At 46.5% G+C, this 18759-nt stretch carries 2 protein-coding genes; both read left to right on the top strand.

Annotated features, from left to right (window positions below; all coding sequences use genetic code 11):
- Positions 1-2 precede the first annotated feature (2 nt).
- Entirely contained in the window at positions 3-11381 is an 11379-nt protein-coding gene (locus tag C7R93_RS18340; protein ID WP_106840167.1) for an SDR family NAD(P)-dependent oxidoreductase, read from the top strand.
- 18 nt (positions 11382-11399) lie between these two features.
- On the top strand, positions 11400-18746 hold the full coding sequence (locus C7R93_RS18335) for a beta-ketoacyl synthase N-terminal-like domain-containing protein (RefSeq protein WP_106840166.1): 7347 nt from the start codon (positions 11400-11402) through the stop codon (positions 18744-18746).
- Positions 18747-18759: the final 13 nt, after the last annotated feature.

Raw genomic sequence — 18759 nt, 5'->3', positions numbered from 1 at the left:
AAGTGCATGATCAGCTTCTCATAACTATCAACCATCCGATCCTCAAAAATCATAAAGCGCACGGTCAGGAACTGTTGCCCGGATTAGCCCATATTGATCTGTTGTATCAAATGTTTCGAGAAAATGGTCATGATTACAGCGAGCTTGAGCTCCGTAATCTAACGATCTATCATCCAATCATGGTAGGACAAGATTATGATGTATGGCTGAGCATACAGTGCCTGGAAGTCAAAGCAGGACAGTGGCAGATTCGGATGGAGGGGCAGACACAGCGCAACGGCATTTTGGAATCGGAGAAAAAGCTATACGTCACTGCTGAAATGCATCGCCATGCTTCTACGCAGTTCGATGAAACGCTGGATCTTCTCATGATAGAGCAAGCTGCAAACAAAAAGGTCCATCTGCATGACGTGTATGAACAATGCCGCCGTCAGGAACTGGTGCACACAGGCTTTATGAAGGCAGAAGGAACGATTTACGAAACAGATTCTGCGGCGGTTATGGAGATTTCTCTCGGTAAACATGCCCTTCCCAGTGCGGAAGGGTTCATGTTTCACCCGACACTGATCGACGGTTCCGCGATCGGCTCGATGGTATTGTTCACGTCGGTAGTCCAAGAAGAGCAACGGCTATTTTTGCCGCTTTTTTATGAATCTTTTCGTGCCTCCGCTCTATTACAGCAACATTGTTTTACCAGAGTACAAACTTCATCCATCCAGCGAAAAAATGAGCTGATGTATATGACGATGGAGTTCTTTGATAGAACCGGTAGAAAAATAGCGCATTTGCAAAATTTTGCGGGCAAGTTAGTTCGTGATCCTGGTCTGATCAATCCCAATAAAAAAGAAGCACCTCAGCTTCGAGCGGATATCCAACCAGCGAAGCAAACAGTATCTCTGTCGAATGTGCCGCAGTCTGCCCTAGTGAATAGAGTCCAAACTTTTTTACAACAACTATTGGGAGATCGATTACAAGCTCCAGCCGCGCTGATCGATACACAGATTGGTTACTATGAAATGGGGCTTAATTCACCGGGCTTGTTGAAGGTTGTGAAGGCTGTTGAAACGAAAGTGGGAACGGTGCTGTCTCCTATTTTACTGTTTGAATATACGAATATCGCTGAGCTGGCCGCCTATCTTGCCGAGAATTATGCTTCTGCATTCAACGGACTTGATTTGATGAAACAGGAAGGTAGACAAGAGTTGCCGCAACCCGAAACGGTCTTAAATTCAGCCTCTGAGAATCAAGCAGCTAATACGAATGAAGAAATTGCAATCATCGGGATGGCAGGTCGTTATCCAGAGGCAAGAAATCTCCATGAATTCTGGATGAATTTAAAAGAGGGCAAAGACTGCATCAGAGAAGTCCCGAAATCTCGCTGGGATTGGCAGCAGTTTGGAGAACTCAAATCCCCTTCTGGAAAGCAGATATCCAAATGGGGAGGATTTATTGAAGATCCAGATTGCTTTGATTCGCCATTTTTCAGGATATCACCACGGGAAGCGGAAACGATGGACCCTCAGGAACGCTTGTTTCTGGAAACGTGCTGGGAAGCGATGGAAGATGCGGGATATACGCCGAAGACGATTGTTCCGCCGCGGGGGAGCAGTAACAGGCGGCAGGTTGGTGTCTTTGTTGGCGTGATGCACAAGGATTATTCCTTAATTGGAGCCGAAGCGATGTCTCGGGGAGAAATGTTCCCGTTATCCTTGAACTATGCACCTATTGCCAATCGTGTCTCTTATTTCTGCAATTTTCATGGTCCAAGCATGGCGATTGACACGGTATGCTCATCTTCGCTGACCGCTGTTCATTTGGCGTTGGAAAGCATCAAGCGCGGAGAATGTGAAGTAGCATTGGCAGGCGGTGTCAATTTATCCTTGCATCCTGGAAAATACTTGTCATATGGCATGATGGATATGCACTCCAGTGATGGCTATTGTCATACCTTTGGCAAGGATGGCGATGGGTATGTTTCTGGTGAAGGCGTCGGTACGGTCGTGTTAAAGCCATTGCGCAAAGCGATTGAGGATAGAGATCATATCTATGCCGTGATAAAAGGAAGCAGTGTTAACCACGTCGGATCGGTGAGCGGACCGTCCGTGCCAAGCCCTGTTGCTCAAGCAGAAGTGATTACGGCATGCTTGGAAAAGAGCGGTGTAGACGCGCGAACGATCAGTTATGTGGAAGCGCACGGGACAGGAACTTCTTTAGGCGATCCGATTGAAATTCAAGGATTGGTGAAAGCGTTCCGTCAATCTACAGAGGATCAGCAATTTTGTTCCATCGGCTCGGTGAAATCAAATATCGGGCATGCAGAATCTGCCGCAGGTATTAGCGGTCTGCAAAAAGCTGTTCTGCAGCTTCACCATAAAACTCTCGTGGCTTCCTTACATTCCAAGGAAGTTAATCCGTTTATTGATTTTGCGCAATCTCCGTTTTATGTACAGCAGCGAACAGAAGAGTGGAAATCGGTGTTCATGGAAAACGGTCAAGAAGTCTCCCGTCTGAGACGAGCAGGGGTAAGTTCGTTTGGAGCTTCGGGGTCAAATGCCCATGTTATTTTGGAAGAATACATCCCAGCTGAAACAATGCCGAAAGCTCAAGCAAATAACCCAGTGATCATTCCGCTATCTGCCAAGAATAAGGAACGACTGCAAGTGTATGCGCGAAAAATAGCGGACTTTCTAAAAGGGGCATCATCTGACCATCGTCCTCAACCAAGCAAGGGAGAGAAGCGGAAGCAACTCCAAGAAATGCTCGAGAAGAAGCTTCGCACGATATTATCCAGTATTATTCATGTGGGAGAAAACATCATTGAGATTGAGCAAGAGTGGCATGAATACGGTGTAGACCTCGTTCAAATCACACAGCTTAAGCAAAAAATGGAAGAGGAGCTGCAAATTCAGCTCGATATCAAGGAGTTCGATCAAAGCAGCTCCATTGCTTCCGTCATCGCTTATCTCATGGTTAGCCATCAAGACGATGTGGAAGAGCAGTCTTTTGCTGACCAAGCAAGGCAAATCGATCTGGAAAATGTGGCGTATACCCTGCAAGTAGGACGAGAAGGGATGAAAGAACGAGTAGCCTTTGTTGTCAAGGGAATACCCGAGCTGATTGAAAAATTGGAAGCTTATGCGAAAGGCGAGAATACGATAGACAATTGCTGGGAAGGGCAATTGAAGCCCAACAACGAGTCATTCGGATTTATAAGCGATGACCAAAGCTGGATTTCAGAAGGCAACGTCAGAAAAATAGCGGAATTATGGGTGACAGGCTATGAAATGGATTGGGAACAGCTTTACTTAAATAGTAGACCTAGACGTGTTCCGTTGCCGACGTACCCGTTTGCGAAGAATCGTTATTGGATTCCAGAGAGCAAAAATAAATCTGTAAGCGGCAAGACAGCAGCCTCATTGACGATCGAAGCAGCCATTCATCCACTGTTGCAGCGGAATACTTCTGATTTTTCTGAACAGAGGTTTAGCTCCACTTTTACAGGTCAGGAGTTTTTTCTAACAGACCATGTCGTGAAGAATCAGAGAATCCTGCCGGGAGTTGCCTATCTGGAGATGGCGAGAGCAGCAGTAGAGCAAGCAACGGCTGCCTTGACAGAAGAACAATCCAGGATTCAACTCAAAAACGTTGTTTGGACACGGCCAATTGTTGTAGGGGACCAACCTGTACAGGTACATATCGGTCTTGTTCCCGAAGAGAATGGCGAGATTACTTTTGAAATCTACAGCGAGTTGGAGGCTATGGATGCAGAGCCTGTCGTACACAGTCAGGGCAGCGTCATGCTTCATTCTATTACGGAGAGACATGTCTTGAACCTGCCAGCGTTACAGGTAGAGTGCGGTCAACGTGAGTTTTCATCCGAACAATGCTACAGCATTTTTCATTCGATAGGAATGGATTATGGTTCGGCTCATCAAGGGATTGACATCTTGTATGTAGGCAAAAGCCAAGTTTTAGCCAAGCTATCCTTGCCAGCCTCCGTTTCCGAAATAGAGAACCCTTTTGTACTGCACCCAAGCTTGATGGATTCTGCTTTGCAGGCATCTATCGGGCTCATGATGGGTGGGGAGGATACCCTATCAGCGGATGGCCCTTCTAGTCGCAAGCCGTCCTTGCCTTTTGCCATGGAAGAAGTTGAAATTCACGGCAAGTGCACATCCTCGATGTGGGCGTACGTTCGCTACAGTGCCAACAGTAGCGTAGATGACAAGGTGCAGAAGCTAGATATTGATTTGTGCGATGAACAAGGAACCGTTTGTGTACGAATGAAGGGATATTCCATGCGAGTGCTGGAGGATGGGAAGCAAGCAAGCCACGTTTCTTCGAGCAGAGCTTCTTCTGTAATCTCACTGGAGCCCCCCGTGGGGAATCTCATGCTGTCCGCTGTGTGGGATTTGACTCCGGTTGAGAAGGGGCAGCATTCCCCTGCTGCTGATGAGCAGGTTGTCATTGTGGGGGGAAATGAAGAGAATTGGAGCGCCATTCAACAATACTATCCGCGTGCACAAAGGTTGACCATTGAGGCTGACAATACCATTGAGGAAATCGCACAACGACTGGAAGAGCTTGGTTCCGTTGATCATATGGTGTGGATCGCTCCTTTTGAAGTGATAGATTCCTTGGCGGATCATCGATTAATCGAGGGGCAAGATCAGGGAGTCATTCTATGCTTTCGAACGATTAAAGCCTTGCTTCACTTGGGATACGGAAGCAAGGAGTTGGGTTGGAGTGTCATCACTGTCCAATCCCAGCCCATTCGTAAAACAGATGTTGTAAACCCTTGCCACGCTAGTATCCATGGTTTAATTGGTTCGATGGCGAAGGAATATCCAAACTGGAAGATTCGACTTGTGGATGTAGAGGCCGAATGTGAATGGCCGTTGGATGATATGTTGACGCTGCCAAGAGATCGTCAGGGGCGTCCGTGGGTTTATCGTCAGGGTGAATGGTATCGCCAGCAGTTGCTTGCCATCGACCATCCTCCGATCGATCAGACACGGTTGAAGCAGGGTGGCATTTATTTGGTTATTGGCGGTGCTGGTGGCATCGGCGAAGCATGGACCGAGTATATGATTCGTACCTATCAAGCCCAGATCGTATGGATTGGTCGTCGTCAAAAAAATGAAGAGATTCAAGCGAAGATTGATAGACTTGCCGCTTTTGGACCAGCACCAGAATATATTACTGCGGATGCAACGCAAAAGAGCGCTTTGCAACAAGCTTATGAACAGATAAAGCAGACGTATACACGAATTGACGGGGTTGTTCATTCTGCCATGGTCTTGGTTGAAGAGAGCTTGGAAATGATGCAAGAGGAAGGTTTCCGAGCAGTACTTTCGTCCAAGGTTGATGTAAGTGTGAACATGGGTGTGGTGTTTGAGAAGGAACCGTTGGATTTTGTTTTATTCTTCTCTTCGCTCATGGCGGTTACGAAAGCGCCTAAGCAAAGCAACTACGCGGCCGGATGTACCTTTAAAGATGCATATGCTCATCAACTGACTCAAGTATGGCCAAGTGCGGTGAAAGTGATCAATTGGGGATATTGGAGCAGTGGACAAGTGGAAGAGTCTCATCAAGAGATGGTAGAAACCTATCGTCGTTTGGAGCAAATCGGCATTGGCCTTATTCAGCCTCCAGAAGCAATGCAAGCCATAGAGACACTTCTCGCAGGAGCCATGGATCAAATGGCTGTAATGAAGATCACGAAGCCGATTGTCATTGAAGGGATGAAGGAAGAGGAATGGGTGGATGTTCACTCTGAACGCTATCCTTCTATGCTACAGCTCTCCGCTCATGAAAATGAAGGTCTTGCTGATGTGGCGGCTTCTTTTATCAAGGAGAGGTTGAAACAGGATCAATCAGCGCGAATGCGGATTCTCGAAATAGGAGCAGGGACAGAAACAACCAGTGCCTCCATTTTACAAAAATTACATGTCTATCAAGAGTGTATTGAAGAGTACTGCTATACCGGTTGTTCCAGAGAAATCGTAATGCGGGGCGAAAAACAATTCGCTGCGAATGATTCATTTATGAGTTTTCAAGTTTTCGACCCAGAAGCGGCGTTTGGTGCACAAGGATTGAACGCTGGCGAATACGACCTGATTATTACAGCTGATAAATTGCACACGGCTCAACATATCCGTCAAGCCTTGCGTAACTACAAGAATCTCTTAAAAAGAAATGGCTTGCTTCTAGTAAAGGAGATGTCTGATCAAAACGTCGCAAAAGGTCTTTCGTTACCTCTTGAAGCTTGGCAGAAAGTATTGAGAGATGAGGGCTATCGAGTTGTCTCCTATCCACAGTTAATGATTGCTGAAAGTGACGGCGTTGTCCGCAAGTCTAAACAGCAGCAGAAATCAACGGGGACCTCAGCTTCCGCTCTACCAGTTCCTCCAGCTACAGACAGAGGAACAGGCACGGAGGATTTGCTTCGTGAGAAAAGCATTGCTTATTTCAAGCAATTGGTCGGAGAAACACTGAAGATTCCATTTGACCAGATCGACTCATCTGCGGCCTTAGAGGAGTATGGCATTGATTCGATTATGATTGTGCAAATGACTAACGTCTTACGGAAAAAATTACATGCGATCAGCACGACCCTCTTCTTTGAATATCAAACCATTGATGCGCTGGTCGAGCATTTCATGACAACACAAACAGATGAATTGCTTGCCTTAGTAGGAATAGAAGAACAGCAGCCTGTTCAAAAGCAAATAACCAACTCAGGAGCTTCTGCAAAGCCAACCAGAGAGCAAGCTGCCCCGACAATTAGAAAGTCAAAATCCCGCCGTTTCCTGCCAGTTCATGATACGGAAGCGGAAAAACCAATAGCATCGTCTAGGCAGGATGTGGCGATCATTGGTCTTTCAGGACGTTATCCGCAAGCGGAGGATGTCTGGGAGTTTTGGTCTCACCTGCAAGAAGGGAAGAATTGTATCACGGAAGTACCGAAGGATCGTTGGAATTGGCAAGAGTTCTTCAGCGAAGAAAAAGGAAAAAGAGGATACATGTACACCAAATGGGGCGGCTTTATCGAGGATATTGATAAATTCGACCCATTATTTTTCCAAATTTCTCCTAACGAAGCGGAGCAGATGGACCCTCAGGAGCGCTTATTTTTAGAAACGGCATACGCCAGTATGGAAGATGCGGGTTATACGCCTTCCACTTTAGGAGAAAGCAGAAAAATTGGGGTATTTGTTGGTGTCATGAATGGAAATTACCAAGCAGGTACGAGCTACTGGTCCATTGCGAACCGCCTTTCTTACTTGTTCAATTTTCAAGGTCCGAGTCTAGCAGTGGATACGGCGTGCTCCTCTTCTCTGACAGCGATCCATTTGGCCTTGGAGAGCCTGTATAGCGGTACAAGTGAATGTGCCATTGCTGGCGGGGTCAATTTAATTGTCGATCCGTTTCACTATATTCGATTGTCTGGAGCGACGATGCTTTCTGCTGGTGACAGTTGCAAGTCGTTTGGCGACCAAGCGGACGGCTTTGTAGATGGAGAAGGTGTGGGAGCTATCGTATTGAAACCTCTGCAAAAGGCGATTGCCGACGGAGACCACATATACGGCGTAATCAAGGGAAGCATGCTCAATTCAGGCGGCAAAACAAATGGATATACGGTTCCCAACCCCATCGCACAGTCGCAGGTAATCGACGAGGCATTGCAGCGGGCAGGAGTGGACGCTCGTGCCGTCAGCTATATCGAAGCCCACGGTACAGGTACCGCTTTGGGAGATCCAATCGAGATTGCGGGGCTGACTCGCGCATTTGGACAATATACGAAAGACAAACAATTCTGCTCCATTGGCTCTGCCAAGTCGAACATTGGGCATACGGAGAGCGCGGCAGGAATAGCAGGTTTAACCAAAATATTGCTTCAGATGAAATACGGTCAAATAGCACCATCCCTGCACGCCGAGGTGATGAATCCAAACATTGATTTCAGTCAAACACCATTTGTGGTTCAGCAAGAGCTGGCTGAATGGAAACGACCGTTCATTGAAAGCAACGGAGTGACCAAGGAGTATCCTAGAATCGCGGGGCTGTCTTCTTTTGGGGCGGGAGGAGCCAATGTCCATATCGTCATCGAAGAGTATCTCGAAACAGATAGACAGCCTCAGAGTAGCATTCAGCCACAACATCCAAAAGTGATCGTGCTGTCAGCGAAGAACGAAGAGAGACTGTTCGCTCAAGTAAATCGATTATTGAAGGCGGTCAAAGAAGAATCATTCACCGATGCCCATTTGGCTGATATCGCCTATACGCTTCAAGTAGGGCGGGAGGCGCTGGAAGAACGCTTGGCTGTTATCGTCAGATCAGTGAATGAGCTGGAGGAAAAGCTAACGCATTTTGCAGAAGGAGCAGATAACATTGCCGAGCTGTATCGTGGGCGAGTGAAGCGCAATCATGACACGGTAGCTCTTTTTGCTGACGAAGATATGAAACAAACAGTGGAGACATGGATGGCCAAAGGGAAATACGCAAAACTGATGAACCTTTGGGTCCAGGGCGTCTCTTTTGATTGGAATAAGCTGTATAGCGACGATAAGCCGCGCCGCGTCAGTTTGCCTACCTATCCTTTTGCCAGAGAGCGTTACTGGATAGATGTTCAAAAGCCAAAGGTAACAGGTAGGGCCGAAGAATCTTCAGTTAGAGGGGATATCCTTCACCCATTGCTTCATAAGAACACCTCTGACCTCTATGAGCTGAGATACAGTTCAAGGTTCACAGGGCAGGAGTCGTTCTTGGCGGATCATCTTGGAAACGAGCAGCGCCTCTTTCCAATCACGGCTTATCTGGAAATGGCACGGGCGGCAGTGGAACAGGCAGCAGGAGATAGAGAGGAGACTTTATCTGGAATCCGAATGACTCATGTTGCTACAGACTATCCGCTAGTGGTGGGCGATGATCTGGTTCCGATACATCTGGGTATCTATCCAGAGGACACTGGAGAGCTTGCTTTTGAAATCTACAGCGAATCGAAAGAAGATGATACCAGGTCTGTCGTACATAGCCAAGGTATGGTCGAATTCACTTCGCTCGTTGATGCACCAACGCTGGATCTACCAGCCTTCCAAGCCGAGAGCAGCGAGATACTTACTTCCCTCCAATGCTACGAGCTGTTAAAAGAACGTGGAATGAATGTTCATCCGAATTTTCGAGGGATTGACCAAGTATACAGGACTCAGGGTCAAGTACTGGTAAAACTCTCCTTGCCTTCAATTGCTGTGGAGACAGCAGGGCAATTCGTTCTCCATCCCAGCTTGTTGGAGTCTCTGTTGCAGTCATCTCCTTATCTCATCAAGGAGTCTACATCATCTGACATCATCAGCTCCATCCAACCAGAGGGTTCTTTTACCCTGGAAGAGCTGGAGATCTTCGAGAATCATCCTGTTGTCATGTATGCTCTCATTCGATCTAGTGATGATGTCCAAGCGGAGAATCATACAAGGAAAATAGATATTGATCTATGTGATGAGACAGGCAGAATAGGCGTGAGAATGAAAGGTTTTTCAGTTGGGATTGAAAAACTAGGTGTAACAGTGAGCGAGACTCAGGAAACAGCGACTTCCACCCCACCGCTGATGGGAACCACGATGCTCACTCCCGTATGGAACGCCGTGTCTTTAGAAAAAGGTGAAATCATTCCAGCAACAAGTGATCAGGTTGTCATCGTTTGCGCCGACGAAAAGGACAGAAGTCGCCTTCAACGTCATTACCCTCAAGCTACTGTTTTGCTGCTTCAGTCAGAGGATTCTATTGAGGTAATCGCAAGGAAGCTGGAAGAGCAGGGTGTGATCGATCATATCCTGTGGGTAGCTCCTGACAGCCCTGTGGAATCCGTAAAAGAGGAAACCTTGATGACCTGGCAGGAGCGGGGCGTTATTCATGTTTTCCGTTTGATCAAGGCTTTGCTTGCGTTGGGGTATCACACGCGAGACTTGGGCTGGACTATCATTACCGTTCAGGCGCAAGCTGTCTACAAAAAAGATAATGTCCATCCAACGCATGCCAGTATCCACGGGTTGATCGGATCGATGGCGAAGGAATATCCGAACTGGAAGGTAAGACTCGTCGATTTGGAAGCTCATGTCGATTGGCCTCTGGGTGATGTTTTTGCTATACCTACCGATGCTCATGGAAACGCTTGGGCATATCGTGGACAAGCGTGGCATCGCCAACAGTTGATGCCAGTCCAGAGTCCTTCCATCAACCAAACCGTTTACAAGCAACAGGGAGTTTATGTTGTGATTGGAGGCGCGGGCGGTATTGGACAAGCGTGGAGCGAATACATGATCGGCACCTATCAAGCACAGGTGATTTGGATCGGCCGCCGCAAAAAAGATGAGTCGATCCAGAACAAAATAGTTCAACTTGCTACCCTAGGACCTTCGCCGCTCTACATTGAAGCAGATGCTACGGATCGCGAATCGCTGCAATCTGCATACGAAGAGATCAAGAAGCGATATGGCAAGATTAACGGAGTGATTCATTCCGCTATTGTTCTACTGGATAGAAGTCTGGCGAATATGGACGAGACAACCTTCCGAGCTGGATTGGTACCAAAAGTAGAGGTAAGTGTGCGGATGAGCCAAGTATTTGGAGAAGAACCATTGGATTTCGTCCTGTTTTTCTCTTCGATTAACTCGTTTACGAAATCGCCTGGACAAAGCAATTATGCTTCTGGTTGCGCCTTTAAAGATGCTTTCGCCCATCAGCTTGCCGAGGAATGGACATGTGCGGTGAAAGTAATGAACTGGGGATACTGGGGCAGTGTTGGAATCGTTGCGTCCAAGGGCTATCAGGAACGAATGGCACAAATCGGCATTGGCTCGATCGAACCTTCGGAAGGGATGGAGGCATTGGAAGCCTTGCTAGCAGGTCCGATGAATCAATTGGCGCTGATGAAAACAACCAAGCCACTCGATATGGAAGGAATCCATACAAGTGAATCGGTTGCGGTCGTTTCAGAGAGAATTTCCTCCAGCATGGCAAGCATTAAAAACAAGCTAAAAGTAAAAAAGATGCCAAAAGCAGCTTATTTTGCATCAGAATCGGATACGGACACAGACAGCTTGTTTGATAAAGTTCAAGCAGCGATCATTCAACTCGCCTCTCAAATCCTCAAGGTAGAGAGAGAAGAGATAGATACGGATATTGAACTACAGGAGTATGGATTCGATCCAGTCAAGCTCACCGAACTTTCTAGCAAAATCAATCAGAAGTACAAGCTTGAATTGACACCAACTGTGATGACGGACTATCCAACGCTTAAACATATCGCTGAATATGTAGTCGATACCACCCTGAAAAATCAATCAGCAAGTGAACAGAAGGAACGGGTTCAATACGTGTAAGCCGAAGGAGTGCCTAGAATGAACAAAATGGACGAGCTTCTTTTAAAGTTACTGTGGAGTCAAATGCAGTCGCTTGGCTGCTTTACAAAAAAGAATCAAGCGCTCAGCGATCTCAAAAGAAAAAGCGGTCTGCTTGACTTATATGACATGTGGCTCGAAGAAACGGCTTCTGTTTTGGCTCAGAATGATTATCTCGTTTACGATCACTCAACATCTACCGTGATCGATCCTGCTCCCATTTCTAGTGCCGATGTCTGGCAAGAATGGGAGCAAGAAAAAGAGGTCTGGCTAAAGAATTCGGATACGAATGCGCAAGTCAAGCTCGTAGAGACAACCTTGCGTGCTTTGCCGCAAATTCTCACGGGAAAAGTGCGGGCCACAGAAATCATCTTTCCCAATTCATCGATGGAATTAGTCGAGAAGGTATACAAAAATAACACGGTTTCCGACTACTTCAATGAAGTGCTTGCCGATACATTGGTTGCTTTTGTTGAGGAACGGCTGAACCAAGATTCTGCGGCACGCATTCGTATTCTCGAGATTGGTGCAGGTACGGGAGGAACGAGTGCTGTCGTTTTCCAAAAACTAAAGGCGTATCATGAGCATATCCAGGAATATTGCTACACAGACCTGTCCAAAGCCTTTTTCATGCATGCAGAAAAAGAGTATGGTCCAAGCAATCCTTATTTGACCTACAAGATTTTCAACGTAGAAGAGCCGCTGATGGGACAAGGAATTGATCTGGGCGAATATGATATTGCGATTGCAGCAAATGTACTGCACGCCACGAAAAATATTCGCCAAACCCTGCGTAATGCGAAAGCCGTAATAAAAGAGAACGGCTTGCTGCTGCTAAATGAAATGAGTAAAAATACCATCTTCCTCCATCTTACCTTTGGTTTGCTGGAGGGATGGTGGCTGTACGAAGACCCAGAGCTGCGCATCTCAGGCTGCCCTGGGTTATCTTCGTCAACGTGGCAGAGAGTATTGGAGGAGGAAGGGTTTCAGTCTGTCTTTTTCCCAACAGAAGAGGCGCATGCGATGGGGCAGCAGATTATTGTTACCGAAAGCGACGGCGTGATTCGCCAACAACAAAAAAAGCAGCCTAAACCTGCGCCGAGAGTAAATGCGGAACAACCAAAAGCAAAGAGAGTGAACATGCCTTCTGCTCCAAAAGGAAGAGCATTCGAGGATGTCCTACGCGAAAAAAGTACGGAATACATCAAACAGTTGATCGCTGAAACGCTGAAAATGCCAAGTAACCGAATGGATACTTCGGAGCCGTTAGAGGCATATGGTATGGATTCCATTTTATCTGTACAACTGATCAATCAATTTCGGAAAATTTTCGGCGAGACCATCAGCGGTACTTTGTTTTTTGAATATCAGACGGTGGATGACTTAGTAGAACATTTAATCGAAACACAAAGAGAAGCGCTGATTTCGTTCACAGGATTAGATGAGCAGAAGCAGGAGCCAAATCGAACGGAAGATCATGCTGAGTTTGATCAATTACTGAAAAGTGAAGTGAAACGAAACCCAAGAAAAACGAGAGCATTTACGTCTTCTACTCACTCGCAAATGACGGCGTCCAAGCCTGCATCCTCCGGTAAAATCGCGATTATTGGCATGAGTGGGCGCTTTGCTCAAGCGAACACCTTGGACGAGTTTTGGGAGAATTTAGTACAGGGTAAAAAGTCTATCTCAGAAATCCCAGAAAAGCGTTGGGATTGGAAAGCGAATTATCATCCAAATCGGGAGGAAGCCATTTCCCAAGGAAAAAGCTATAGCAAATGGGGCGCTTTCTTAGAAGACTTTGATCAGTTTGATCCATTATTTTTTCAGATGACTCCGCGAGAAGCAGAGAATATAGACCCTCAAGAGCGCCTATATCTAGAAGAGTGCTGGAAGGCGTTAGAAGATGCAGGCTATGCCTCATCGAAGATGTCTGCGGAGCTGCGTAAGAGAACAGGGGTATTTGGTGGGATTACGAAACAAGGATTTCACTTGTATAGCACGGAAACCACCCATCACTTTCCGACAACCTCGTATGCATCGATGGTCAATCGGGCTTCGTACTATTTAAATTTACAGGGGCCGAGTATGCCGATCGATACGATGTGTTCCTCAGCTTTGGTAGCGATTCATGAAGCATGTGAGTACATCCGAAACGGTAAGGGAAGCATGGCGATTGCTGGTGGAGTGAATCTGTACACACATCCGCATACCTACTTCGGTCTGACTGTGGGACAGCTCATCTCCCATACTTCTGACAGTGCTGCCTTTGGGAACGGCGGAATTGGTTTTGTACCGGGTGAGGGAGTGGGTGCGATTGTTCTCAAGGATTACGATCAGGCTGTACAGGACCTGGACCATATTTATGCCGTGATACGAGGAACCGCCGTCAACCATAAGGGCAAAGCCAATGGCTACATGACACCGAGCCCCAATCCTATTGCAGATGTGATTGGAGAGGCGTTGGAAGAAAGTGGACTGGACCCTCGATCCATTAGTTATCTAGAAGCATCTGCCTATGGATCAGACATAGTGGATGCCGTAGAAATGACAGCGGTGACGAAAGCTTTTCACAACCGGCAAGGAACAGAAGGGGATTATCGACTCGGTTCGGTCAAACCGAATATCGGGCATTGTGAATCAGCTTCTGGCATGTCGCAGTTAATGAAGGTGATTTTGTCCTTACAGCATCAGACGCTGGTTCCAACCTTGATGCCTGACGATTTGAATCCGAATATTCATTTTGGTCAACTCCCATTTCAATTGCAGCGGGAAGTATCGGAATGGAAACAAGTCACAGTAGATGGGCAGACAGTCCCCCGACGAGCAGGCATTACCAGCTTTGGCGGCGGTGGAGTGAATGCCCATCTTATCGTTGAGGAATACGACCGCAACCTGCAACCTCAAACCCTGTCATTATCAAACAGAGTAAACGCCCCAGAACCTGAGCTGTTTGTCTTTTCGGCCAAGAATAAAGAGAGATTGCAGGAATACATTCAACGCTGGGTTGGTTATTTGCATAAGAACGAGAATATTGATGTAGCAAATACTGCCTACACCCTTCAAATCGGAAGAGAAGAAATGTCTTGCCGTTTAGCTGTCATCACCAATAGTCAAACAGAGCTATTACAGCAACTGGAACGCTGGTTGGAACATCAAGAAGAGACGGAACAATGCTTTTTGGGAGATCTCAAGGATCACAAAGAATTGCTGTCAGACCGGGTTGCTCTGGCAATCGAATCAAGAGATGTAGGCGAACTAGCAAAATTGTGGGTTCTAGGCAATCCCATCCCTTGGCAGAAGCTGCATGCAGGGAAGGAGTTATTCCGAGTAGCTAAGCTCCCAACCTATCCGTTTAAGAGGAGAACATGTTGGATCGAACGTAATCAAACGAATCGCTCTAGGAGGGAGACGAGCATGACATCCGCTCATCCAGAATTCGAAAACAAAGCCGTTGAGATTTATACATATAGCGCCAACAGCAGCGAAGCGGAGTTTTCGGAAGATTACTTGACCGTATGCCCATTTGAAAGGAAAATTCCAGGGTTTTCAATGAGCCGTGTCATCTTGAACCCTGAAAAATATCCGTTGGAAAGAGAAATGGTAAGAGAGAAGCAAGTAGAGATGCGCCAAGTACTATTTTGCAAAGAAAATTTTTCTCGTGTGCAAAAGGTGTTGGACTTCGGATGCGGTCATGGGACAGATGTAATTCAAATAGCAGAGCTCTATCCGCATATTGAAACCCATGGATTTACGATTACCAAGGCGCAAGCAGAGCTTGGAAATCAACGAATCGCGCAGAAAAACCTGGGAGCTCGTGCGAAGATATTCAATAAAGACAGCTCCAAGGATGCTTTTCCCGATCTCTACGACATCATTGTTGGGATTGAAGTAAGCTTCCATATTCGAAACAAACACGGATTATTTCAAAATATCTCATCTTCTCTGAACGAAGAGGGAACGGTTCTATTGATCGATTATATTGCCAATACGCGAGGACCGATTGTAGATCCGAACGTAGAAATCACGATCCCTACTGTTCAAGAATGGATGGAGCTTTTAGCCGAGCATCAGTTCGTGATCGATGAAATCATCGACGTATCGCCGCAGATTGCTAACTCCTTGCATGATCCTGACGTGGAACAGTACATCAAGCATCTGCCTAAAGCCGTTCAAGATTTGTATATTAACACGGTAAATCAATCCATCTCTCTTGAAAAAGGGTGGATCAGCTATTGCTTGTTTAAGCTGAAAAAGGCTCCACATCTTGCGTACACGAAGCGTTGTGAATGGAATGCCAGCAAACTATCGAAGAAAAGGCCTTATCCAGAAGCATTAGCGGAAATGGTAAACAGCGGTTATATTCCTTATCCGAAAAAGCAAACGAGAGCGCTCACCACTCCAAATCAGCAAGACTACAGCATCCATCGGAATAGGGAAACAATCAAAGAATCCTTGGTTGAGGCGTTTGCCGCCGTTTTAGGTCTTCAACCAGAAGAACTGGAAGAAGTAGAGACCTTGAAGGATATAGGAATTGGCTCTCTTAACGCAGTTGCCTTATCCGAAATGATTAACAGTAAATTCAATCTGAAATTACCGACCAGCGTTGTGTTTGAACATAATACGTTAGATTCATTGGCAAGCTATATTGGCAGTCATGTGCAGCAAGACGAGCCTAGCCAACTCGACTCAAGTAAACCATACGTGTCGGATGCTCAACATCAACCGATTACATCAGAATATTCTGGATCAAAGCGTAATTTGGCGGATCAGTCCATTCCAGATCGGACAAAAATCAAAGCGAGCCTGATCGAGGTCTTTTCTACCGTTTTAGGCTTGAGACAAGAAGAGCTGGAAGAAGTAGAATCCCTTAAGGATTTGGGAATTGGCTCGCTCAATGCCGTTCAATTATCCGAAGCCATCAATAGCAAGTTTTATCTGAAGCTACCAACAAGTGTTGTGTTTGAGCATAATACGCTAGGAGCATTGGCGAGCTACATCGCTACTCATCTACCAGAGCGCCAACCAGCGCAAACAGAATCGGTTTACCAAAATCATAGAAATTTTGAAGAGAAGCCTGTTTATACAGAACCGCAGAAAGCAGCCTCCGATGATATTGCGATCATTGGAATTTCCTGCCGCACAGCAGGTGCCCAGGGGCAAGATGAATTCTGGGAGCTTGTCAGTCAGGGTAAGGATTGCATCAAAGAAGTTACGAATCCAGACTGGCGCGCCTTTTTTAAAGAAAATGCACTCGTAGATATTCCGATTAAATACGGGGCGATGGAGGATATTGAATACTTTGATCCAGCGTTTTTCAAAATTTCTCCTACCGAAGCCCAATCGATGGATGTCACGCAGCGCATCCTTTTACAAGAGAGCTATAAAGCGCTAGAGGACGCAGGTTACACCCCGTCCATGCTGAGAGGCCAACCCGTTGGAACCGTCATTGGTGCCATGGCGGGAATGACAGTAGAACAAGATTTCTCTCATTTTGGCATGCTCGGATCGGATACGAGTATTCTCGCCTCGCGCATCGCTTATTTCCTTGATCTAAAAGGACCCGCTTTGGCTGTTAACACAGCTTGCTCATCTTCTTTGGTTGCGATCGATATTGCCTGCCAAAAGCTGAAGACGGAAGAGGTCAATCTGGCCATCGCAGGAGGAGTTACGATTTATTCTCATCCTGCTCCGTTTATCTCGATGAGTAACGCAAGGATGCTTTCTCCTACAGGAGAGTGCCGCCCGTTTGACAATGGTGCGAATGGCATTGTAGTTGGGGATGGAGTCGGCGTTGTGATTTTAAAAAGGTTGCAAGATGCAATGCGGGATAACGACAACATCTATGGTGTCATCCGTGGCAGTGGAACGAATCAGGATGGACGGACATTGGGCATCACCGTGCCGAGCTTTCAAGCGCAAAGTGACCTGCAAAAAACCATTTACGCGAAAAAACAGATTGATGTGGAAGACATTCAATATATTGAGGCACATGGAACTGCAACCAAATTAGGGGACCCTGTAGAGATTCATGCGCTGAGTGAATCGTTCCGCCAATTCACACCGAAGAAACGTTTCTGCGCGATTGGTTCTTTGAAGGCCAATATCGGTCATACCACAGCAGCGGCTGGGGTGCTGAGTGTCATCAAGGTTTTACTCAGCATGAAAAACAAGAAGATGGCTCCTTCTATCCATTTTGACAAAGAGAATGAGCACATTGATTTTGAAAACAGCCCTGTCTATGTGAATACCAAGCTGCAAGACTGGCAGACCAATTCCAAAGGCTCTCGTTTGGCAGCGATCAGCTCTTTTGGTTTCAGCGGCACCAATGCTCATCTGGTAATCGAAGAGCTTGATAGAAGCAAGGTAAGATCCGCTGCTCCTGTTGAGGGTCAAGAGATAGCGACGGGAGTCTTCGTGCTATCAGCGGAATCACGTGAGCAATTAATGGCCTATGCCGAGAAAACAAAGGTATTTATAGAGAAGCATCATGATGTGGACCTGGCAGATTTCCTTTACACCTATCAGACTGCAAGGGAATCCATGTCTCACCGAATAGCAGTCGTGGTCAACAGTAGAGAACATCTGATGGCACAGCTAGAGCAATTCATACAAGGTAATGGGGCAAAGACGGCTGATATGTTTATCGGAGAAATAAACAAAACAGGCGGAATCAAGATCGGCGACACTGAAGAGGGAAGGGATTTTATCCGCAATCTCGCTCTGAACAAGAAGATCAAAAAGCTGGCCGAGCTATGGGTTCATGGTAACGAAATAGAGTGGGAAGCTCTCTATCCAAAAGGAATGGTGAGCCGTATATCAGGTCTGCCAAGCTATCCTTTTGCCAAGGAACGATACCGTTTACCCAAAGTTGTCATAGGCAACCGTACCCGTCAAGAAGCCGCGGCCACCTCCGAGCTAACAGCAGAAAAACACGAACAAAGAGCAACCGACATAACCGAATCAACTGAGCTACCTCGTGTTCAGGCAATAGACACTGATGGGAGGAAGACAGAAAGCCAAAACTTCGTGACCCATCAAAATATCATACATGCTGACGATGACGATGCACCACGTAACGAACTCGTGCGAAAAATTGCGGCTGCTTGGGAAGAGGTACTTGGAGTGAAAAACGTTGATATCCACAAAAATTTCCAAGACCTGGGGGGCGATTCGATCATGGCAACTCAGATTATCTCCAGATTAAAGAATAGCTTCCCGGTTGATTTGAATTTAGACAATCTCTTTTCGGCGCCAACTGTTGCAGGAATGGCGGAGCTGATTGAGGAGGAACTGATTGCTGCTATTGATGAGCTTCCAGAAGAGGCGATTTTGGAGCTATTAAGCTGATGAATTCATCTAT

It is taken from the genome of Brevibacillus fortis, assembly GCF_003013395.1.
In the GTDB taxonomy this organism is placed as follows: domain Bacteria; phylum Bacillota; class Bacilli; order Brevibacillales; family Brevibacillaceae; genus Brevibacillus; species Brevibacillus fortis.
Note: the sequence above shows the minus strand (reverse complement) of the source record. Positions and strands in the feature narration are given on the sequence as shown.

Coding starts and splice junctions, on each gene's coding strand:
- C7R93_RS18335 (WP_106840166.1), top strand. CDS start 11,400: ATGAACAAAATGGACGAGCTTCTTTTAAAGTTACTGTGGAGTCAAATG.